Annotated in this window: 20 protein-coding genes; 5 read left to right on the forward strand and 15 right to left on the reverse strand. The window is 59.8% G+C overall.

All coding sequences use genetic code 11. From position 1 onward, the window contains the following. Positions 1–62: 62 nt before the first annotated feature. Positions 63–2,771: a magnesium-translocating P-type ATPase gene (gene mgtA / locus ABLV04_RS02250; RefSeq protein WP_032454660.1), complete on the reverse strand. Its 2,709-nt coding sequence runs from the start codon at positions 2,769–2,771 to the stop codon at positions 63–65. A 379-nt stretch (positions 2,772–3,150) separates the two neighbouring features. On the opposite strand from mgtA, the gene treR reads away from it, so the two are divergent. From treR to nrdG, 5 genes are all read left to right on the forward strand, one after another. Beyond that, complete coding sequence (treR, locus tag ABLV04_RS02255; protein WP_180266214.1) at positions 3,151–4,098, forward strand: trehalose operon repressor TreR; 948 nt, start codon at positions 3,151–3,153, stop codon at positions 4,096–4,098. 130 nt (positions 4,099–4,228) lie between these two features. Continuing rightward, positions 4,229–5,647 (forward strand): PTS trehalose transporter subunit IIBC, encoded by a 1,419-nt coding sequence (gene treB, locus ABLV04_RS02260; RefSeq protein WP_023291762.1) that lies wholly within the window; start codon positions 4,229–4,231, stop codon positions 5,645–5,647. 51 nt (positions 5,648–5,698) lie between these two features. Beyond that, the gene (gene treC / locus ABLV04_RS02265) at positions 5,699–7,354 is read left to right on the forward strand and encodes an alpha,alpha-phosphotrehalase (protein ID WP_180266215.1); all 1,656 of its coding nucleotides are present in this window, start codon (positions 5,699–5,701) and stop codon (positions 7,352–7,354) included. A gap of 385 nt (positions 7,355–7,739) precedes the next feature. Further along, positions 7,740–9,878, forward strand: a complete 2,139-nt coding sequence (gene nrdD / locus ABLV04_RS02270; protein WP_004206513.1) for an anaerobic ribonucleoside-triphosphate reductase — start codon at positions 7,740–7,742, stop codon at positions 9,876–9,878. Between the two features lie 395 nt (positions 9,879–10,273). After that, entirely contained in the window at positions 10,274–10,738 is a 465-nt protein-coding gene (gene nrdG / locus ABLV04_RS02275; protein ID WP_012969085.1) for an anaerobic ribonucleoside-triphosphate reductase-activating protein, read from the forward strand. Between the two features lie 48 nt (positions 10,739–10,786). Here the strand turns inward: nrdG and ABLV04_RS02280 are convergent, their stop codons facing one another. The 14 genes from ABLV04_RS02280 to pmbA all read right to left on the reverse strand — a co-directional run bounded on the left by ABLV04_RS02280 (position 10,787) and on the right by pmbA (position 22,108). Further along, on the reverse strand, positions 10,787–11,026 hold the full coding sequence (locus ABLV04_RS02280) for a type II toxin-antitoxin system RelE/ParE family toxin (RefSeq protein WP_130941649.1): 240 nt from the start codon (positions 11,024–11,026) through the stop codon (positions 10,787–10,789). After that, positions 11,016–11,258, reverse strand: a complete 243-nt coding sequence (locus ABLV04_RS02285) for a type II toxin-antitoxin system RelB/DinJ family antitoxin (RefSeq protein WP_110237778.1) — start codon at positions 11,256–11,258, stop codon at positions 11,016–11,018. The genes ABLV04_RS02280 and ABLV04_RS02285 overlap by 11 nt, the downstream gene beginning before the upstream one ends. Positions 11,259–11,335: 77 nt before the next feature. After that, the gene (locus tag ABLV04_RS02290) at positions 11,336–13,246 is read right to left on the reverse strand and encodes a PRD domain-containing protein (RefSeq protein ID WP_032454658.1); all 1,911 of its coding nucleotides are present in this window, start codon (positions 13,244–13,246) and stop codon (positions 11,336–11,338) included. Between the two features lie 22 nt (positions 13,247–13,268). Then, positions 13,269–14,423, reverse strand: coding sequence for a lactonase family protein (locus ABLV04_RS02295; RefSeq protein WP_065805920.1), 1,155 nt, complete (start codon positions 14,421–14,423; stop codon positions 13,269–13,271). Positions 14,424–14,489: 66 nt separating this feature from the next. Further along, positions 14,490–15,230: a KDGP aldolase family protein gene (locus ABLV04_RS02300; RefSeq protein WP_004206507.1), complete on the reverse strand. Its 741-nt coding sequence runs from the start codon at positions 15,228–15,230 to the stop codon at positions 14,490–14,492. Next, positions 15,227–16,345 (reverse strand): DgaE family pyridoxal phosphate-dependent ammonia lyase, encoded by a 1,119-nt coding sequence (locus ABLV04_RS02305; RefSeq protein WP_180266216.1) that lies wholly within the window; start codon positions 16,343–16,345, stop codon positions 15,227–15,229. Before ABLV04_RS02305 ends, ABLV04_RS02300 begins: the two co-directional genes overlap by 4 nt. Beyond that, entirely contained in the window at positions 16,329–17,462 is a 1,134-nt protein-coding gene (locus ABLV04_RS02310) for an amidohydrolase/deacetylase family metallohydrolase (RefSeq protein WP_044525199.1), read from the reverse strand. The genes ABLV04_RS02305 and ABLV04_RS02310 overlap by 17 nt, the downstream gene beginning before the upstream one ends. A gap of 112 nt (positions 17,463–17,574) precedes the next feature. Beyond that, on the reverse strand, positions 17,575–18,219 hold the full coding sequence (locus ABLV04_RS02315; RefSeq protein ID WP_004206504.1) for a DUF4310 family protein: 645 nt from the start codon (positions 18,217–18,219) through the stop codon (positions 17,575–17,577). Between the two features lie 13 nt (positions 18,220–18,232). Continuing rightward, positions 18,233–19,009 carry a DUF4311 domain-containing protein gene (locus tag ABLV04_RS02320; protein ID WP_002886897.1) on the reverse strand — a complete coding sequence of 259 codons (777 nt, stop codon included), beginning with the start codon at positions 19,007–19,009 and terminating at the stop codon, positions 18,233–18,235. A 21-nt stretch (positions 19,010–19,030) separates the two neighbouring features. Next, complete coding sequence (locus tag ABLV04_RS02325) at positions 19,031–19,330, reverse strand: DUF4312 family protein (protein WP_004206503.1); 300 nt, start codon at positions 19,328–19,330, stop codon at positions 19,031–19,033. A gap of 2 nt (positions 19,331–19,332) precedes the next feature. Then, a complete protein-coding gene (locus ABLV04_RS02330) occupies positions 19,333–19,695 on the reverse strand; it encodes an SFCGS family glycine-rich protein (RefSeq protein WP_032454653.1) in 363 nt (120 codons plus the stop codon). A gap of 10 nt (positions 19,696–19,705) precedes the next feature. Beyond that, positions 19,706–20,044, reverse strand: coding sequence for a PRD domain-containing protein (locus ABLV04_RS02335; RefSeq protein ID WP_004206500.1), 339 nt, complete (start codon positions 20,042–20,044; stop codon positions 19,706–19,708). A 288-nt stretch (positions 20,045–20,332) separates the two neighbouring features. Continuing rightward, positions 20,333–20,719: a cytochrome b562 gene (gene cybC / locus ABLV04_RS02340; RefSeq protein WP_002886893.1), complete on the reverse strand. Its 387-nt coding sequence runs from the start codon at positions 20,717–20,719 to the stop codon at positions 20,333–20,335. A gap of 36 nt (positions 20,720–20,755) precedes the next feature. Continuing rightward, positions 20,756–22,108, reverse strand: coding sequence for a metalloprotease PmbA (pmbA, locus tag ABLV04_RS02345; RefSeq protein WP_032429082.1), 1,353 nt, complete (start codon positions 22,106–22,108; stop codon positions 20,756–20,758). Positions 22,109–22,192 lie beyond the last annotated feature (84 nt).

Here is a 22,192-nt window from a genome sequence, read left to right on the forward strand (position 1 = left end):
GGCATGAAAAAAGGCAGCCCGCAGGCTGCCTTTTTTACGTGGATCATCCGCAAACCTTCCCCTCACTGCCAGCCGTAGCGGCGGCTGTAGAAGCCTTTGACCGTTTGGGTCAGCACCATATAGCCCGCCAGGATCGCCACCAGCCATGGGAAGTAGCTCAGCGGCAGGGCCTGCAGCTGCAGATAGCCCGCCAGCGGCGAGAACGGCAGCGCGATCCCCACCGCCATCACCACCAGGGTCATGGCGAACAGCGGCCAGGCGGCGCGGCTCTGGACGAACGGAATGCGCCGGGTGCGGATCATGTGCACGATCAGCGTTTGCGACAGCAGCCCTTCAATAAACCAGCCGGACTGGAACAGGGTCTGCATCTCCACGGTATTGGCGTGGAACACCCACCACATCAGGCCGAAGGTGAGGATATCGAAAATCGAGCTGATCGGGCCGAAGAAGACCATAAAGCGTCCGAGGTCGGCCGGGTTCCAGCGCTGCGGCTTGCGGATCTGTTCATCGTCGACATTATCGAACGGGATCGCCACCTGGGAGACATCGTACAGCAGGTTCTGAATCAACAGGTGCAGCGGCAGCATCGGCAGAAACGGCAGGAAGGCGCTGGCCACCAGCACGCTGAAGACATTGCCGAAGTTGGAGCTGGCGGTCATTTTGATGTACTTAAGCATGTTGGCGAAAGTGCGGCGGCCTTCGATCACCCCCTCCTCCAGCACCATCAGGCTTTTCTCCAGCAGAATGATATCCGCCGCCTCGCGGGCGATATCCACCGCGCCGTCGACCGAGATGCCGATGTCCGCCGCGCGCAGCGCCGGGGCGTCGTTGATGCCGTCGCCCATAAAGCCCACCACGTGGCCTTCGCGTTTCAGCAGCGTCACGATGCGCTCCTTATGCAGCGGCGCCAGGCGGGCGAAGAGCGTGGTGCGTTTCGCCAGCGCCGCCAGCTCGTCGTCGCTCATGGCTTCAATCTGGCTGCCAATCACCACTTCGCCGGCATCCAGCCCCACTTCATGGCACACCTTCGCCGCCACCAGCTCGCTGTCGCCGGTGAGGATCTTCACCGTGATGCCGCTGGCTTTTAACGCTTTCAGCGCCGGGGCGGTGGTCTCTTTCGGCGGATCGAGGAAGGCGATGTAGCCTTCAAGGATCAGGTCCGACTCATCGGCGCGCTGGTAGTCGCCTTCGCGGGCCGGCAGGTACCTGGTCGCCACCGCCACCACCCGCAGCCCTTGCCGGTTGAGGGTGTCAGTGACCCGGCGGATGCGGCGCAGCATGGTGTCGTCCAGCGGCACGATATCGCCGTTGTAGCGCACCTGGGTTGAGACGTTGAGGATCTCCTGCAGCGCCCCTTTGCAGATCAGCTGATGCGCGGCGTCCTCCTCTTTCACCACCACCGACATGCGGCGGCGTTCGAAATCGAAGGGGATCTCATCCACTTTCTGCCAGCGCGCCGCCAGCCCACGGGCGGCCTCCAGCTCAACGCCCTCCAGCACCGCGGTGTCGAGCAGATTTTTCAACCCGGTCTGGTAGTGGCTGTTCAGCCAGGCGGCATGCAGTACACGCTCGCTGACCTTGCCGGAGACGTCGGTATGGTTCTCCAGCACAATCTTATCCTGAGTCAGGGTGCCGGTTTTATCGGTGCAGAGGATGTCCATCGCGCCAAAGTTCTGAATGGCGTCGAGGTGCTTCACGATGACCTTTTGCTTCGACAGCTTTACCGCCCCGCGCGCCAGCGTCGAGGTGACGATCATCGGCAGCATCTCCGGCGTCAGGCCGACCGCCACCGACAGCGCGAACAGCGCCGCCTCCCACCAGTCGCCTTTGGTGTAGCCATTGATCAGCAGCACCACCGGGGCCATCACCAGCATAAAGCGGATCAGCAGCATACTCACCCGGCTGATGCCTTTCTGGAAGGCGTTCGGCTCGCTCTCCTGCTCGCTGACGCGGCCGGCCAGTTGACCAAACCAGGTGTGGCCGCCGGTGGCGAAGACGATGGCTTGCGCCGAGCCGCTCACCACGTTGGTGCCCATAAAGCACAGGGTGTCGCACTCCAGCGGGTTCTGCTGCAGCGGATCGCGGCTGCGGGCCACTTTCTCCACCGGCAGCGATTCGCCGGTCAGCGAGGCCTGGGCGACGAACAGATCCCGCGCCTGCAGGATACGCAGGTCCGCCGGGATCATGTCCCCCGCCGACAGCCGGATGATGTCGCCCGGCACCAGCTGGTCGATAGGCAGCTCCAGCCAGCGGCTCTCCCCCTGTTCGTTGACCACCCGCAGCACGGTGGCGGTATTGCTCACCATCGCCTTCAGCGCATCCGCCGCTTTGGTCGAGCGCGCCTCCTGGATGAAGTTGAGCAGCGTCGAGATCCCCACCATCAGGGCGATCACCCCGGCGGCGAACAGATCTTCGGTGGAATAGGAGACGATGCCGAGCACCGTCAGCAGCAGATTGAACGGGTTGCGGTAGCAGGTCCACAGATGCACCCACCACGGCGAGGGCTTCTGCGCCGGGATCTGGTTGTCGCCGTGTTTAAGGATTTTCGCCGCCACTTCGCCTTCATTGAGCCCTTCAGGGTGGCTGTCAAAGGCGCGCCAGATCTCCTGGTCGTCCATCGCCGCCACGTCCAGGCACTGTTTGCCCAGCGACTCAGGAATGGGGCCGCTCGCCAGATGGCGGGCGTCCGGCAGCGGATCGCGCTGGACTAAACGGCGTGGCAGATGGCGGCTAAGCTGTGCGAACAGCTGCCGGGTATAATTTTTCAGCATAAACAGTCCCTCCGCGCTCGCGCAAGCGAACGCAGCGTTGCCGACGGGCGTAGCAAAACCTACCTGTCAGGCATGTTATTTTTATGGCAGGGACATCAAGGACGTCACTGCTTTACGCTTTCCGGTAAAGCAGTGTTAAACAGGCTTACCGGAAAGAAAGGTTGCTCCATCGAGGATGAGGAGTGGGATCGGGGTCCATAACTATCTCCGGTAAGTGAATTTAAACGGCGCGGATTATAGCGCCCTCGTTGAGGATTGTGTGGCAATAATGGCGATGATAAACCCGCGCAACTAAACCGAACGTAAACCAGACTTTGCTCATTGCGGTTTGGTTGAGTAGCATTAGGCTCACTTCTACCCACCCTGACGAGAATTCCGCATGCAGAACCGGCTGACCATCAAAGATATCGCGCGCTTAAGCGGCGTAGGGAAATCAACGGTATCCCGCGTCCTCAACAACGAGAGCGGGGTCAGCGAACGGACCCGCGAGCGCGTCGAAGCGGTGATGCAGCAGCACGGTTTCTCGCCCTCCCGCTCCGCCCGCGCCATGCGCGGCCAGAGCGATAAAGTGGTGGCGATTATCGTCACCCGTCTCGATTCGCTGTCGGAAAACCTCGCCGTGCAGACCATGCTGCCCGCCTTTTATGAGCAGGGTTACGACCCGATTATGATGGAGAGTCAGTTCTCCCCTGAGCTGGTGGAGGAGCATCTCGGCATGCTCGCCCGGCGTAATATTGACGGCGTGGTGCTGTTCGGTTTTACCGGCATCGACGAGGCGATGCTCGCTCCCTGGCGCGATACCCTGGTGCTGATGGCCCGCGACGCCCCCGGCTTCGCCTCGGTGTGCTATGACGACGAGGGGGCCATCACGCTGCTGATGCAGCGGCTCTACGAGCGCGGACATCGCCACATCAGCTTCCTTGGCGTACCGCACAGCGACGTCACCACCGGCGAACGCCGCCATCTCGCCTACCTCGCCTTCTGTAAAAAGCATCGCCTGACGCCCACCGCCGCCCTGCCAGGGCTGGGCATGAAGCAGGGGTATGACACCGTCGCCAGCGTGCTGACGGCCGAGACCAGCGCCCTGGTGTGCGCCACCGATACCCTCGCCCTCGGCGCCAGCAAATATCTCCAGCAGCAGGGCCACGATGCGCTGCAGCTCGCCAGCGTCGGCAGCACGCCGCTGATGAAGTTTCTCCACCCGGAAATATTGACCGTCGATCCTGGCTATGCCGAGTCCGGACGCCGGGCCGCCCGGCAGCTGATCGAGCAGATCGCCGGCAGCGTCGATCCCCACCAGATCGTCATTCCCGCCGCCCTCAATTAATCTCGTTCGGGCGATTTATGTGATCGTCGCCGGGTTTCGGGAACGTTCCCATTTTGCAAATCAAGCGGAACGGTTAGGATGCCCTCAAGGTAAAAACGGCATCTCTCCCCTCTGTTTTTGAGGCTTCATCATGAGCAAAGTAAACCAGCAGGACATCGATAAACTGATCGAACTGGTGGGCGGGCGCGGCAATATCGCCACCGTCAGCCACTGTATTACCCGTTTGCGCTTTGTGCTGAACGACCCGGCCATCGCCAGACCAAAAGAGATTGAGCAGCTGCGCATGGTGAAGGGATGCTTCACTAACGCCGGTCAGTTCCAGGTGGTCATCGGCACCGAGGTGGGTGATTACTACAAGGCCCTGCTGGCGACCACCGGTCAGACTTCCGCCGATAAAGAGCAGGTCAAACAGGCCGCGCGGCAAAATATGAAGTGGCATGAACAGCTGATCTCGCACTTCGCCGAGATCTTCTTCCCGCTGCTGCCAGCGCTGATCAGCGGCGGTCTGATCCTCGGTTTCCGCAACGTCATCGGCGACTTACCCATGAGCAATGGCCAGACGCTGGCCCAGATGCACCCGTCGCTGAAAACCATCTATGACTTCCTGTGGCTGATTGGCGAGGCGATCTTCTTCTATCTGCCGGTGGGGATCTGCTGGTCGGCGGTGAAGAAGATGGGCGGTACGCCGATCCTCGGGATCGTCCTGGGCGTGACCCTGGTGTCCCCGCAGCTGATGAACGCCTATCTCCTCGGCCAGCAGGTGCCGGAGGTGTGGAACTTCGGCCTGTTTACCATTGCTAAAGTCGGCTACCAGGCGCAGGTCATCCCGGCCCTGCTGGCGGGCCTGACCTTAGGCTTTATCGAGACGCGCCTCAAGCGCATTGTGCCTGACTACCTCTACCTGGTCATTGTGCCGGTCTGCTCGCTGATCCTCGCGGTATTCCTCGCGCACGCCATTATCGGTCCGTTCGGCCGCCTGATCGGCGACGGCGTGGCCTTCGCAGTGCGCCATCTGTTAACCGGCAGCTTCGCGCCGATCGGCGCCGCGCTGTTTGGCTTCCTCTACGCGCCGCTGGTGATTACCGGCGTCCATCAGACCACCCTCGCCATCGATATGCAGATGATCCAGAGCATGGGCGGGACCCCGGTGTGGCCGCTGATTGCGCTGTCCAACATTGCCCAGGCGTCGGCGGTGGTCGGCATCATCATCGCCAGCCGCAAGCAGAATGAACGTGAAATCTCGGTACCGGCGGCGATCTCCGCCTATCTCGGGGTCACCGAGCCGGCAATGTACGGTATCAACCTGAAGTACCGCTTCCCGATGCTGTGCGCGATGATCGGCTCCGGCCTCGCCGGCCTGCTGTGCGGCCTGAACGGCGTGCTGGCGAACGGCATCGGCGTCGGCGGCCTGCCGGGGATCCTCTCCATCCAGCCGAGCTACTGGCAGGTGTACGCCATGGCGATGGCCATCGCGGTGGTGGTGCCGATTATCCTCACCACCGTGGTGTATCAGCGCAAGTACCGTCAGGGCACCTTGCAGATTGTCTAACTTCTTCTTTCGGGGCGCCTTTGGCGCCCCTCGTTGCAGCAGGAAAGTACTATGAATCATCTCCCCCACTGGTGGCAAAACGGCGTTATTTATCAAATCTATCCGAAGAGTTTTCAGGATACCACCGGCAGCGGCACCGGCGACCTGCGCGGCGTCACCTCCCGCCTCGACTATCTGCAAAAGCTTGGGGTCGACGCCATCTGGCTGACGCCGTTCTACGTTTCACCGCAGGTGGATAACGGCTACGACGTGGCAAACTACACCGCCATCGATCCCTCCTACGGCACGATGGCCGATTTTGACGCCCTGGTGGCGGAAGCGAAGGCCCGCGGGATCCGCATCGTGCTGGATATGGTGCTGAACCATACCTCGACCGAACACGAGTGGTTCCGTCAGTCGCTGAATAAGGAGAGCCCCTACCGTCAGTTCTATATCTGGCGCGACGGCGAACCGGACGCCCTGCCGAACAACTGGCGCTCCAAGTTTGGCGGCAACGCCTGGCAGTGGCATGCCGACAGCGGTCAGTATTATCTGCACCTGTTCGCCATTGAGCAGGCGGATCTCAACTGGGAGAACCCGGCGGTGCGCGCCGAGCTGAAAAAGGTCTGCGAATTCTGGGCCGACCGCGGCGTCGACGGCCTGCGCCTCGACGTGGTCAACCTGATCTCGAAGGATCAGGCCTTTCCCTGCGATGCGGACGGGGATGGCCGCCGCTTCTACACCGACGGCCCGCGGGTGCATGAGTTCCTGCAGGAGATGAGCCGCGATGTCTTCACGCCGCGTCATCTGATGACCGTCGGCGAGATGTCTTCCACCTCGCTGGAACACTGCCAGCAGTACGCCGCGCTGGACGGCCGCGAGCTGTCGATGACCTTTAACTTCCACCATTTAAAAGTCGATTATCCCGGTGGGGAGAAGTGGACCCTCGCCCGCCCGGACTATGTGGCGCTGAAGGCGCTGTTCCGCCACTGGCAGCAGGGGATGCACAACCGGGCGTGGAACGCGCTGTTCTGGTGTAATCACGATCAGCCGCGCATCGTCTCGCGCTTTGGCGACGAAGGCGAGTACCGGGTGCCGGCGGCGAAGATGCTGGCGATGGTGCTGCACGGCATGCAGGGCACGCCCTATATTTATCAGGGCGAAGAGATCGGCATGACCAATCCGCACTTCAATAGCATCGGCGATTATCGCGACGTCGAGAGCCACAATATGTTTATCGAACGTGCGGCGCAGGGGCAAAGTCCGGACGAACTGCTGGCGATCCTTGCCAGCAAGTCGCGCGACAACAGCCGCACGCCGATGCCGTGGCATGGTGGCGAAAACGGTGGCTTTAGCGATGGCGAACCGTGGATCGGCCTTGGCGATAACTACCGGGAGATCAACGTCGAGGCGGCGCTGGCGGACCCTGATTCGGTGTTTTATGCCTATCAGCAGCTGATTACGCTGCGTAAAACCCTGCCGCTGCTGACCTGGGGCGATTATCAGGATCTCCTGCCTGACCATCCGTCGTTGTGGTGCTATCGCCGTCAGTGGCAGGGACAAACGCTGGTGGTCGCCGCCAACCTGAGCCGCGACCTGCAGGCCTGGCAGCCTGAGGACGCCCCGGGCGAGTGGAAGATGATCATCAGCAACTATGCCGAGACCACGCCCCGCCCAACCGGGCTGACGCTGCGGCCGTTCGAAGCGGTATGGTGGCTGCAGGCGTAAGGTGTCCCCTGCCCTCCCGAAATGAGAAGGTCATGCCTGGCGCCGGTGGCGAACGCCAGGCATTTTTGCTTATTTTCCAGCCAGATAAATTTACATTTATCGCCAGCGCCCATCATCCGTACTCTCACCTTTTTACCTTGTTCTGGGTCAATAAAACCGCAAACATCTTTGATGCAAATCACTACATATAGAACTTAAAATGCGTCCCGGCCCTACATGTTGTATTAATCGTCTATTATGTCACCATATCTTGTCGATGTCTGGCGGTGATGAGATGTGGATAAAACGGGCCGGATCTGAAGGCAAACAGCACGAGCCGTAGCGTAAAGCGCCTTCGGGATAACCTCCGCCTCTGTGGATAACCTGTTCTATATATGGAGTGATCATGACACCGCATGTGATGAAACGTGATGGCTGTAAAGTGCCGTTCAAGTCAGAGCGCATTCAGGAAGCAATTCTGCGTGCAGCTAAAGCAGCGGGAGTCGATGACGCAGACTATTGCGCCACCGTCGCAGAAGTCGTTAGCCAACAAATGCAGGGCCGCGCCCAGGTCGACATCAACGAGATCCAGACCGCGGTGGAAAACCAGCTGATGTCCGGCCCCTATAAGCAGCTGGCGCGCGCCTACATTGAGTATCGCCATGACCGCGATAGCCAGCGTGAGAAGCGCGGCCGCCTCAATCAGGAGATCCGCGGCCTCGTCGAGCAGACCAACTCCGCGCTGCTCAACGAAAACGCCAACAAGGACAGTAAAGTCATCCCGACCCAGCGCGACCTGCTGGCCGGTATCGTCGCCAAGCACTACGCCCGACAGCACCTGCTGCCTCACGATGTGGTGATGGCCCACGAACGCGGCATGATCCACTATCATGACCTCGATTACTCGCCCTTCTTCCCGATGTTTAACTGCATGCTGATCGACCTGAAAGGCATGCTGACCCAGGGCTTTAAGATGGGCAACGCGGAGATCGAGCCGCCGAAGTCTATCTCTACCGCCACCGCGGTGACCGCGCAGATCATCGCCCAGGTCGCCAGCCATATTTACGGCGGCACCACCATCAACCGTATCGATGAAGTGCTGGCACCGTTCGTCAGCGAAAGCTTTAACAAGCATCGTAAAATCGCCGAAGAGTGGCAGATCCCGGATGCCGAAGGCTATGCCCGCGCCCGTACCGAAAAAGAGTGCTACGACGCCTTCCAGTCGCTGGAGTATGAGGTTAACACGCTGCATACCGCCAACGGCCAGACGCCGTTCGTCACCTTCGGGTTCGGTCTCGGCACCAGCTGGGAATCGCGGCTGATCCAGCAGTCGATTCTGCGCAACCGCATTGCCGGCCTCGGTAAAAACCGTAAGACCGCGGTGTTCCCGAAACTGGTGTTCGCGATCCGTGACGGCCTGAACCATAAGTTCGGCGACCCGAACTACGACATCAAACAGCTGGCGCTGGAGTGCGCCAGCAAGCGCATGTACCCGGATATCCTCAACTACGACCAGGTGGTGAAGGTTACCGGGTCGTTCAAAACGCCGATGGGCTGCCGCAGCTTCCTCGGGGTGTGGGAAAACGAGAACGGCGAGCAGGTGCACGATGGGCGCAATAACCTCGGCGTCATCAGCCTCAACCTGCCGCGCATCGCCCTGGAAGCGAAAGGCGACGAAGCCGCCTTCTGGGCGCTGCTGGACGAGCGCCTGCAGCTGGCGCGCAAAGCGCTGATGACCCGCATTGCCCGCCTGGAAGGGGTAAAAGCGCGCGTGGCGCCGATCCTCTATATGGAAGGGGCCTGCGGCGTGCGGCTGAAAGCCGACGACGACGTCTCCGAGATCTTTAAAAACGGCCGGGCGTCGATTTCGCTGGGCTATATCGGTATCCATGAAACTATCAATGCGCTGTACGGCAACCAGCATATGTACGACAGCGAGGCGCTGCGCGAGAAGGGTGTGGCCATCGTCCAGCGCCTGCGCGACGCCGTCGATTTGTGGAAAGAAGAGACCGGCTACGGCTTTAGCCTGTACAGCACGCCGAGCGAAAACCTGTGCGACCGCTTCTGCCGTCTCGACACCGCCGAGTTTGGCGTGGTGGAGGGCGTGACCGACAAAGGTTACTACACCAACAGCTTCCACCTCGACGTGGAGAAGAAGGTCAACCCGTACGACAAGATCGATTTTGAAGCGCCGTATCCGCCGCTGGCTAACGGGGGCTTCATTTGCTACGGCGAATACCCAAACATCCAGCACAACCTGAAGGCGCTGGAAGACGTATGGGATTACAGCTATCAGCATGTGCCGTACTACGGCACTAACACGCCGATCGATGAGTGCTACGAGTGCGGTTTCACCGGCGAGTTCGAGTGCACCAGCAAGGGCTTTACCTGCCCGAAATGCGGTAACCACGACGCCTCCCGCGTTTCCGTTACCCGCCGGGTGTGCGGCTACCTCGGCAGTCCGGACGCGCGTCCGTTCAACGCCGGCAAGCAGGAAGAAGTGAAGCGCCGCGTGAAGCACCTGGGCAACGGGCAGATCGGTTAATTCCAGCTGGTTTAGCCCCTCCCCCTCTCCCCAACGGGGAGAGGGGACCGGCCCCGTAGCCGTTTGGCCACTAAGGCGCCGTTCCCGGATCGCGGCGCAAAGCGCCTTATCCGGGCTACAACCGCGTATGCGGCTTTTCGTAGCCCGGGCGAGCGCAGCGACGCCGGGAGCCGTTCCCTTTACAAATGCACAGCACCTCCGTTTTCGCAAAGCCATTAGCGTCAGAGCAAGGCGGCAAACGAGGGAATCCCAAACAGCCAGGTGGGTTTCCTCAAATCAGTTGGCGTTGTAGCAAGGCGGCAAACGAGTAAGTCCCGGGGAGCTTACTGGAGTAAGTGACCCGGGCGAGCGAGCGCAGCCAACGCCGCTACATCGGCAAATGAGAAGAGGAAACAATGAATTACCATCAGTACTACCCGGTAGATATTGTCAACGGCCCCGGCACCCGCTGCACCCTGTTTGTCTCTGGCTGCGTCCATGAGTGCCCCGGCTGCTACAACAAAAGCACCTGGCGGGTGAACTCCGGCATGCCGTTTACCGCCGAGATGGCCGACCGCATCATTGCCGATCTCAACGATACACGCATCAAACGCCAGGGGATTTCACTCTCCGGCGGCGATCCGCTGCATCCGCAGAACGTCGCGGAGATCCTCAAACTGGTTCAGCGCGTGCGTGCCGAATGCCCCGGCAAAGATATCTGGGTCTGGACCGGCTATAAACTGGATGAGCTGAATGAGGCGCAGATGCAGGTGGTGAACCTGATCAACGTGCTGGTCGACGGTAAGTTTGTGCAGGATTTAAAAGACCCGGCGCTGATCTGGCGCGGCAGCAGCAACCAGGTGGTACATCATTTGCGATAGCGTTTAGAGCCGTTTATTCGCCTGATGATAAACGGCCGCTTTCTCTCTTTAGCCACTGGCAATAACGTAAACCACCACCACACTATCCCGTACTTGATACACCAACCGATAACCTGACGCCTTAAGCTTGATTTTGTAGCAATCCGGTAAATCACTCAGACTGGCCGATGCAATTCGCGGATTCTGCACAACCTGCTGGAGCTTATTTTTGAACTGTTTTTTGATCGTCTCGCCAAGCTTCTGCCATTCGCGCCAGGCACGCGGATCAAACGCCAGTTCATAGGTCATCCAGACTCACCTTCATCTCCGGCTGCGGGTTTTCCAGCCGCTCGCGGACGGTGCGTAATAATGCCGCTTCGCTATCGCTGATAGTCATACTTTTCACTGGCATGCGGCCATTTTCCGCAATGTATTGAAACAGCAGGCGCACCGCCTCCGTTGGCGTCATATCGAGTTTCTCCAGCACGGCATAAGCCTCTTTTTTGAGTTTATCGTCCAGTCGAACGTTGAGCGTGGCCATTATGCCTCCAGAAAGGGATATTTTGTAATGCATTATAGCATTACATTTGCATTACACTCGAATCTGGAAAACGCCTCTCAAAACCGGCTGACGCACTCCATCGCCACCGTTTTAAACTCATCGAAGCTGCGGGTCGCGGCGAGGCGGCTCATGGCGCGCTCGCGCAGGAAAGTCACGAAAATATCGTAGATCGCCATCGCCTCTTCATACTCGCGCTTGCTGATAGCGAGCAGGAAGATGATATGGGCGGTTTCATCACCCCAGGCGATGCCCTGCGGGGCAATGACGGTATAGACCACCGTCTTTTTCGCCAGTAGCCCCAGGGAGTGCGGCAGCGCAATGCCATCGCCGAGCATGGTGCTGACAATCGCTTCACGCTCCACCACCGAAGCATGAAACTCGGCGTCAACAAAGCCTTCCTCCAGCAGCTGCTGGCACAGCTCGGCGAACAGCGTTTGCTGATCCATCGGCGTATCGACCACCCGGAAGTGGGCGGCATCGAAGTACTTATTCAGCATCCATGGACGGGTACGGTCCACCAGCACCAGCTTGCCGATCTGATCCAGTTGATAGTCAGTGGGGAACGGCGCGATGGTCACTACCGGCTTGTCTTTTTCGCTGATCCGCACCGTGGAGATAACAAAATCCGCCTCGATCGCGTCCCGCTGTTCGTATTCGCGCTGGGAAATGGTGGCGGCGATCTCCAGCTGCGGATATTTGCGCTGCAGGATCGCCTCGATCATCCGCACCATCGCATTGCTGGTATCGCACACCAGCAGCACCTGCGGCTGACGCTGGTAGCCGATGTTGTAGTGGCGCTCCAGCCCGACGCCGATATGCAGCACCAGAAAGCCGATTTCGTTTTCGCTGATGGTGTACGGAGTATATTTGCCCCAGCTGGAGACCGCGGCGAGGGTCATATCCCAGGCCATCGGGTAGTGCTGTTTGATGTTATCCAGCAGCGGATTGGGGATCATGATCTGGTAGCGTACGCGGGTGATCATGGTCTTTATGTGGGTTAGCAGATCGGCGTGCAGCTGGGCATCGTCCAGCAGGTTGTAGTTATACTGGCTGTTGATGTAGCGCAGGATGTAGTTGACCAGCGCTTCGTCATCGTCGGCGCTGATGGTTTCCGGGTCCACGTCCTGTACCTGACGGGCGGCGATATGCACGCACAGCCACTCTTCTTCCGCGGGCGATAAAGGTTTACCGGCCAGCCGCTGCAGTTCGCCCGCCAGATCGCGCGCGGCATCGCGGACGTTCTGCGCCACATCTTCAGCACTAAAATCCGCCAGCGGGTAGCCTTCGCTGACGCGACGCACCACCACTGCCCCGTACAGGCAGATAAAGCGCTCGCCGACGTCGGTGAGACGAATATGGTGGCGCGTGAGCGTCTCCTGCAGCACCGGCTCCAGCAGCGCAGGCACCTCCTCTGCAAAGGCCTCGGCGCCGATCGGCGGCGCGATACCGCCCTGCTGGGTTAGCTCCCACAGCAGGTCGGTGAGGCAGGCGCGAACCGATACCTCGCTACCGAACAGCTTCATGCCGTGGCGCGGGCGGGTTTCAAGGGTTAGCTGATAGCGCTGGAAGCGCTCGCGCACCTCGACCATATCGTTTTGCAGCGTGGCGCGGCTGACGAACCACTCATCCGCCAGGTCTTCCAGCTTGATCGAGAACGCCGACGTCAGAAAACGCACCAGCAGGAAAGTGATGCGATCCTGGGCGGTACGCGGGACATGCTGCGCCTTCGGCGCCGTCTCCTCCAACGCCTGAAAGCTCGCCGGGTTATCAATTTTCAGCTGATAACCGCTGCCGCGGTTAAGGATAAACTGCGCGCCATACTGCGCCAGTAGCGCATTCAGGGCGGTAATATCGGCGCGCACGGTACGGGTGGAAACCGACAGGCGTTGCGCCAGCTCATCCTGCGGCAGCGTTTCATTCCGCAGCAGGGTGAAGAGTTGCGCTAAGCGTTGGTTGGGAAATCGCATGTCAGTTCCTTGTGGTTACGGCTCAGGGTTGGGCGGAAATCACCATCTGCGATGGGCTGCCGACCGGCGTGTAGTCTGAGACAAAGGTCAATTTGCCATCCTTCGGCGCCACGCTGAAGCGGGTAATATTATCGCTACGCTGGTTCATGACGTACAGCCACTGCCCTTGATTATCCAGGGTCAGCGTGCGGGGGTAATCTCCGCGCGTCCAGATATCCTCCTGGTGGCGCAGGCGGCCGTCGGCCTGCACCGTAAAGTGGGCGATGCTGTTATGCAGACGATTGGCGACGTACAGCTGTTTGCCGTCGTTGCTCAGCGCCAGGCCGGCGGCAAAGCTGGTGCCCTTATACTCTTTCGGCAGCGCGGAGACGGTTTTGCCTTCGCGCAGCAGGCCGCTTTGCTGATCCAGATGATAGAAGGTCAGCGTCGACGCTTCCTCGTTAATCAGCCACAGACCGTCGCCCTTTGGCGTGAAGACGAAGTGGCGCGGGCCGGCTCCCGGCGACGAGGCGGCGATAAACGGCGGATCGTTCGGCGTCAGCTTGCCGCTGGCGCTATCCAGCCGATACTGATAGATCCGATCCAGCCCCAGATCGGTGGAGTAAACAAATTTCCCGCTGGGATCGGCGGCGATCATATGGGCGTGCGGGCCATTGTGATCGCTGATGGCGAAGCTGCCCTCGACGGCCGCCGCCGGGCGTTCGGCGCCTGCCGGGCCTTCATCCTGATGCCTGTCCACCGCCTCACCCAGGCTACCATCCTCTTTCACCGGTAGCACGGCGATGCTGCCGCTGACGTAGTTGGCCACCAGCAGCTGTTTACCGTTCGGCGTCAGGGAGAGATAAACCGGACCAGCGCCGCCGGAGGCGACCTGATTGAGTGCGGTCAGCTCGCCGTTCTTCTCAATGCGCCACGCCTGCACCACGCCTTTCTCCACTTCGCTGGCGGCATACAGCGTCTTGCCATCGCGCGAGACGGTCAGCTGCGCGGCGTTCGGCAACGAGCTCACCAGCGTCCTGTCACGTAGCGCGCCGGTTTGGCTATCAACGGTAAAGCGGTACAGACCTTCACCATTGGGATTATAGGTGCCTACCCAGGCATAGTGAGTTTGCGCGGCGCCGGCGGCGGCGGCAAACAGGGACAGTGAAGCGACAAGCAGATGACGAGCGACAGGCATAGCAACTCCTTGATAGTTCAGTGGGATAAGCTGCCCCTCACCCTTTGAGGGTGAGGAGCAAGGGCACTACTTCACTAACTGTTTGGTCATCTCCAGCAGCTGGCGAACATCGGCCGGGCGGGTGTTGCCGCTGGCCTTATCGATAATCGAGCTGTAGATATGCGGGATGATTTTGCTCACCCCGGCATCGAGGGCGATCTTCAGAATCTCGCTGTAGTTTTCCAGATCGATACCGCCGGTCGGCTCCAGCCAGAAATCGTGCGCGGCGCAGGCTTTGGCCACCGCCTCGAACTCGTCGCGGTGCTTCAGGCCGCCCATCGGGAAGTATTTGATGGAGCTGCCGCCCATATCTTTTAACAGCGCGATGGCGGTTTCCAGCGGCACAATCCCATCCGCCGCGCCGCTGCTCAGCGGGCCGGTGGAGATCTTCACCATACCCGGGGTGCCGGTGGGCGAGACCAGGCCGTTGACCACCGTTTCGTTCTGCCCGAGCAGCGCGCGGCTGGTGGCCACGCCGGTGAAGACCTGATTGACGTGCTGCGGCTGCACCTGGCGCGAAATCTCGCTCACCATCGCCGACTGATTCGGATCCCCTGCGCCCAGCCCGACGGAGAGGGCGTTATCAATCAGCTTCGCGTAGTCGCGCATATCGGCCACCGCGCTGGCGACGTCCGGGTAGTTTTTGGAGAGCACGCCGACCAGGACATGACCTTCCGCCGCGTCGTAGATTTCCCGGGCGTTGTCTTTGCTACCCGCCAGGACGTTCAGGCACACGCGGTCACGGTAAAAGTTTGGGGTCAGTTTCATGCTTGTTTCTCCTTGTTCAGAACTTCCGCGATACGGCGGGCGACTACCGCCAGCTGCTGGGCGTCAACGCTGCGGACATCGGCTTCGATAATGCCTTCATTCGCTTTATAGCCGCGGAAGTAGATGGCGTATTCGCCCTGCTTCAGCGCGTTAACCAGATCGCCGGTCTTCACGCCGGTCACCGCTTCGTCGAATTTGATTTCGGCGCGGGCGATATCGCGGCCGGCGCTGTCCCATACCACGCGGGCAGTGACGCCGTTGAGGGTATTGAGCTGTTCGATAAACGGCGTCATCTTCGCCACCATCTCTTCACCGCTCTCTTTGCTTGCCGTCAGGTAGTGTTCAATGGCGCAGGTCAGGCCGAGGATCCCCTCTTTACCCACTTTCATCGCCCGGCCAATGCCCATCGACTGGCGTTTAACCCACTCAACGTACTGCGTTTTGCCGATCACCAGCCCGCTGGTCGGCCCTTCAATCGCTTTCGCGCCGCTGTAGATAACCAGGTCGGCGCCCATGCGGTAGTAGCACTGCAGATCTTCCTCCGCCGCCGCGTCGACGATCAGCGGTAAATGATGCTGACGCGCTACTTCCGCGGCCTGCGCGACGTTGAGCATGCTTTTCTGCACGCAGTGGTGGGATTTGATGTAGAGGATCGCCGCGGTGCGCGGGGTGATCGCCGCCGCCAGCTGTTCGGCAGAGCATTCGTTGGCGTAGCCCGCTTCCACCAGCTTACCTCCGCCCAGCGCCACCATGGTGCCGACCGGCGCGCCGAAGTTGACGTTGTGGCCCTTCGGCAGGACGATTTCGTTATTCTCTATCGGCGTAACGTGCAGGTTCTCCAGCAGCCAGTCGCTGTCTTTCACCAGCACCGCCGCCACCGACTGGGCAATCCCTGCCGACGCGCAGGAGACCACGGTCGCCCCTTCCACATCCAGCAGCCTGGCGATGTACTCGCCGGTCTTATTCACCAGGTCTTTCATTTCAAAGTACTGGTTCATACCGGCCATCGCGGCTTCCACCACTTCCGGGCGCGGGGTGGAGACTCCCAGCGCTGTCATCCGGCCGGAAGTGTTAATTACTTGTTTTAAATGGTATTTTTCAAAAATCGAAGGCATGTTCCGCGCTCCCTTGTTCGGTCAGATAGCCTTTGCCCGCGCGGATCGCGGCCAGCGGCACCAGAATGTTGTCTGCCTGGAGGCTCTCTTTTTCGGCATCCACCAGCAGCGTTGGCTGGCGCTCCAGGCGAAATAGCGTGAGATCGGCGTCGAAACCCACTTCCAGCCGCCCTTTTCGCGACAGGCGCAGTCCCTCGGCAGCGCTGACGGTCACGCAGGCAATCACCTGCGGCAGGGTCATGCCGATGGCGAGAAATTTCGACATCACCAGCGCCAGCGAACGCACCGGGCCGTCGATGCGGTTACGGCAGTAAATATCCGAGCTGATGGTGTGCGGCAGAATGCCCAGCGCAATCGCCCGGCGCGCCACTTCAAAGCTGAAGCTGGCGGTACCGTGGCCGACGTCGAGGCGCACGCCGCGCTGCAGGGCGCGAGTAATCGAACTGCGCAGTTCGCCGGCAGGATTCAGAATGCGGTTCGGTTTGCCGTTATAGCAGTGGGTAATGATGTCGCCGCGGCTCAGCAGATCGGCGATTTCATCGAGGTTCGGCGGATTGTTGCCAATGTGCACCATCAGCGGCAGATCGCCGTTTTCCTGCTGAATCGCCTTGGCGCGCGCCAGCGGCGTAATGCCGTTTTCTCCCACCACGCTGCTGCTCATCCGCGCCTTCAGACCAACGATAAAATCGGGATGACGCTGCACCGCCTGCTTCACCGCCTCGGCGTCAATATTGGTCATATTGGCCAGTTCATTCTGGGCAATCAGCCCGACGCGGGAGATATTGAGCAGGGCATAGACTTCCGTCGCCGCTTTACGGGTCAGTTGATAGAACTCATCGACATCGTCGGCGCCGGTGCTGCCGGCATCAATCACGGTGGTGACGCCGGTGGCGATACCGACGCTGTCCGGCTCATCGTGATAAATTGGCGAATTCGGGTAGCAGTGAACGTGGGAGTCAATCCAGCCGGCGCTGACGTAGCTGTTGCCCTGCAGATCGAGGGTTTTGCGGGAGGGCGCGCTAATCTCGCCCAGCGCCGCGATTTTCCCGTCCTGAATGGCGATATCAGTCAGGGTATCGTCGACGAGGCGCGCGCGGCGCAGGAGTAAATCAAACATAGCTATCTCCTGATGAAAGAGTGTATCTGTTGCCGGATGGCGGCGTACCACCTTATCGGGCCTACCAATCGCGCTGACGTGTAGGCCCGATAAGCGCCGCGCCATCGGGCGATTAGCTAATCGCCACCGGGAAAATGGAGCCGAGGATCATCGCGCCGAGGATGGCGCCGCCGGTGATCGGTTTCTGCCAGATGTAGAACAGCAGGGCGCCAACCAGCGAGCCGATCCCGATAGGAATCGAGGCGGTCATTGCGCTGAGGATGATCAAGGGGCCGAGGAAGCGGCCGGAGGCATTACCGGCCCCCATCATCACGTCGGCGCCGTAGGTGGAGTCGCTCTGGTTGATGGTGAACTTACGCGCCAGAATGATGATGTAGCCCACCGCCAGGCCGAGGATCAGGCCGGTTGCCAGCGAGGCGGCGAAGTTCGCCACCGGGAAGACAAAGCCCGCGCCGAGCAGCAGCGCCGGGACGCCAAGACCGATCCCGGTCTGAATAGCGCCGCCGATATCGAGGATCCCCACCAGCGACCCTTCGATGATGCGGGCGAACAGGAAGCTGGCGCCAAACGCCGCCACCGCGCCGTAAACGCCGGTATCAATTCCCGACTTCAGCATCGCCACGAAGGCGACTTCGTTAAAGGCGCCGATGCCGTACAGGTAGTACATGTGGGTCCCGGCGAAGACGCCGGAGGAGAGCAGGCCAACGAAGATCGGGAACGACCAGTCGGCATACCAAAAACCTTTATTCTGTTCCATTATCAGGCTCCCGTTACTTGCCGCTGAGTGAGTTGTGGATCATGTCCAGCCAGTTCGGCACGGTCAGATGGAAGGATTCGATCATCTTCATGTCGAAGCCGCGGAAGAAGCCGCTGAGGACGAACAGGGCGACAATGGCCACCATCATCACTTTGGTGACCCGGTTCCAGCCGCTCTCTTCAACGCCTTTGCCGATCAGGATGCCCAGCACCAGCCCTGGTACGGCGTTGCCCATAATCAGCTGCGCCGCGCCGCCGAAGATGGTCGCCCAGAAGCCTGATTTTTTACCGGCGTCGATCGCCGCCAGCCAGAAGATCACCGGCATCACGGTGTTCACCAGCAGGTTTGCCGCCGGGACCAGTACCTTAACTGCGGTCACCTGCAGCGCTTCCGGTACGGACGAGGCGGTGAGGTTAAGGAAGGCGACGACGATCATGCCGATGATGCCGCAGGAGATGGCCATTTTTTTCGGATCGTGCAGCGTTTCGCCGACGTTACGATTTTTCAGCATCAGCGCCGCCGCGCCCCAGTTGGGGATAATGCGGTGGTCAACATCCTGGGTGAAGGAGCCTGCTGCAACGGAAGAGGCCCAGGCGTTAAAGAAGAAACCGAGGCCAAAGGAGAAGTGGGAAGCCGGATCGCCCTCACAGGAGTTCAGCTCGCCCAGGGTTCGAAACGCCCCCATCCCCTGGGTGGTAGGGGCATGAAACATGCGTGCCGCTCCGGCGCCCACGCCGACGCCGACCAGGCCGCCGATGATAAGCGATTTTATTAATATTATCAGGAACATAGTCAGACCCTTTGCTAACAATCAGGTTTGCGTGACGAAATCCACTTTATCGAGATCGATGGCGGTCACGTTGACGGTGACGTCCAGCTCCACGCTGTAGGTCCGTCGTTCACGGCGCAAAAAGAAAAACAGGAAGGCCTCTTTTCGTACCGCTTCGCGCGCATGAACAACCGTCACGTCCTGTGGCTCAATACGCAGCAGAATGTGCGATGACGTTTTCATCACCGCAGCCTGCACATGGTTCAGGGCATCGGCGAAGGCCCGTGATTTGCTTTCGCCTTTGCCGGCAACCCTCACCGTGGTGGTGAATTGCTCTTTCATACTTATGCGCCGTATTTCTTTTTCCAGGCCTCTACCAGCCGCTCGCCCAGCTCTTCTTTATCCATAAAGCCAAAGCCCAGCACGTTGCAGCCTTCGTTGATGGCGGTGACGCCCTCTTCCACGGAACGCATGCCGTATTTCGCTTTGTAGCCGTGTTTAGTCTGGGCGGTGATGGCGCCGGCGCCGCCGCTGCCGCAGAAGGAGATGCCGAAGGTGGCGTTTTCCGCTTTCATCATGTCGCCAAGCTTCATGTCGGCAGCAACGCCAGGGACGACCACTGCACGTGCGCCGGCTTTCTCTGCGCCTGCGGCGACTTTTTGGCCTTTACCCAGACGGTCGCCAATAACTACGGTGATTTGTTCCATGTTTTGCTCCTTACAGGTTTTCTTTTGCGACTTCGAAATGGACGGAGAGCAGCCAGGCCTCTTCATCAGGCAGGTTGCCGAACTGCGCGACCACTTCGCGGGCCAACGTCATTGAATCTGGTGAAATCTCTTCGAACAGGCTGGCATCCACTTCCGGCAGCGGTTCCCCGCTGATTGACCGGTGGGCCATCGCCCGCACGTGGGAGGTCAGCATTTGCTCCTGAACGTCGTTAGGGACGATGCCGTGACGGCTTAACAGGGCAAAAACCTGCTGCAGCATCTTGTCAGCCAGGCGTTCGGTCTGCGCTGCCTGCTCCCCTACGTCGTGTATTACCGCTCCGTTATTCACTTCTGATACCCCGCTGATGTCTCTGGGAATCAAAGTAGCGCCGGGGGATGGGAGTTTGTAGCGAGTTGTTTTCCACTTCGAAGTGGAAAGGGAGACGGCAGGCGTGATCGACCCCACACATTCACTGGAAAAATGAAAAAACAGCAATTATGGCGTGAGACGTATCACAACAATGCGCGTGAATGCGCAGCCCGCGGCTGCGGAAAGGCCGGAAAAAGAGATCGAAAAGTGTGATATCGGTAGGCTTTGAGGTGGGAGACATCGGCTGATGCCTCCCGAAAACGGCAGTTAGCGGTACTTCTTATGGTAGGTGTTGCGGGTGGTTTTAAACTCCTCCGCGGCGGCCTGCGCCTCTTTCACCTTGCCTTCATTCGCCAGCTTCAGCGCGCCGTCGATCTGGCCGATCAGAATATCCAGACCGTGACGGTAATCTTTCATCTCAGCGCTGTCGGCCGCTTTGCCTTCCAGCTTCGGCGGCGTCTCTTTCTGGGCATCAACCGCGGCGGTACGCATCTTATTCAGCGCCGCTTTCAGCTCGCCGGCGTCGGAGGTTTTCTGTACCACTTGCAGATTTTCTGCCAGAGTGTCCATGTCTTCGCCCAGGTCGGCAAAGGCCGAGGCTGAACCGAGCGCAAAAGCAGAGACAGCCAGCATCGCTAACAGTTTTTTACGCATTGCTCACTTCCTTTTTATTATTTAAGCAAACAGGTGTTATTGCCCGGCGATTTTCATCTCCGGCAGCAGCACAGAACCGCACTGAATGTTGCTGCGCGTTTCAATATCATCGCCGATGGTCACGATATTACGCCACATTTCTTTCAGATTTCCTGCAATGGTGATCTCACTGACAGGATATTGAATTTCGCCATTTTCTACCCAGAAGCCGGATGCGCCGCGTGAGTAGTCGCCAGTGACGCCACTGACACCCTGCCCCATCAGTTCGGTAACCACAAGACCGGTGCCCATCTCTTTAAGCATCTTTGCAAAACTCAGGCCGCGGCCGTTGATGCGCCAGTTATGGATGCCGCCGGCGTGGCCGGTGCTTTTCATCCCCAGCTTGCGGGCGGAGTAGTTGGTCAGCAGCCACTGGGTCAGCACGCCGTCTTTGACGATATCGCGACGCTCGGTGCGCACGCCTTCGCTGTCGAACGGCGTGGAGGCCAGTCCTTTACGCAGGTGCGGATGCTCTTCAATGGTCAGCCACTCCGGCAAAATTTGTTTGCCCAGCGAATCGAGCAGGAAGGTGGATTTGCGGTATACCGAACCACCGGCAATCGCTCCGACCAGGTGGCCAAACAGCCCGGTCGCCACTTCATTGGCGAAAATCACCGGCGCCTTCATGGTCGACAGCTTACGCGGCGCGAGGCGCGACAGGGTGCGGCGGGCGCACTCTTCCCCGACCCATTCCGGGGACTGCAGATCCTCAATCGCCCGGCCAATGGTATAGGCGTAGTCGCGTTCCATGTCGCCGTCATCTTCCGCGATCACGCAGCTGGAAAGGGAATGGCGGGTCGAACAGTAGCTCTGCAGCATGCCATGGCTGTTGCCGAACACTTTGATGCCGTAGTGGCTGTTAAAGCTGCCGCCTTCGGTGTTGGTGATGCGTTTATCGGCCTTCAGCGCCGCTTGCTCTGCGCGGGCGGCCAGTTCGATGGCCTCATCCGGGGAGACCTCCGCCGGGTGGAACAGGTCCAGATCCGGGGCGTCAAAGGCCAGCAGCTCTTTATCCGCCACGCCGGCGAAGGGATCCGGGGAGGTGTAGCGGGCAATATCCAGCGCCGCCTGCACGGTGCGGGCGATGGCGTCCGGGCTGAGATCGGTGGAAGAGGCGCTGCCCTTGCGGTTCTGGTGGTAAACCGTGATGCCTAACGCCCCATCGCTATTGAATTCTACATTCTCCACTTCGCCATAGCGGGTGCTGACGCCGATGCCCGTCGTCTTGCTGACGGAGACTTCCGCGCCATCGGATTTACCTGCCGCCAGTTCCAGCGCCGTGGTCACGGCCTCTTCCAGCGTCTTACGTTGCTGGGCAACTTGAGAGATCACTTTCATTGCTAATGCCATAATGTAAGAAGGAGTTAACTGAAGTCTAACAGAGAACCGTTTTTCAGTGCGCGCCTTAACTGGTAACATTAGCCTCTTTTTTTA

Origin of the sequence: Klebsiella sp. JN_Kp127 (assembly GCF_040062505.1) — a bacterium.
Taxonomy (GTDB): Bacteria; Pseudomonadota; Gammaproteobacteria; order Enterobacterales; family Enterobacteriaceae; genus Klebsiella; species Klebsiella quasipneumoniae.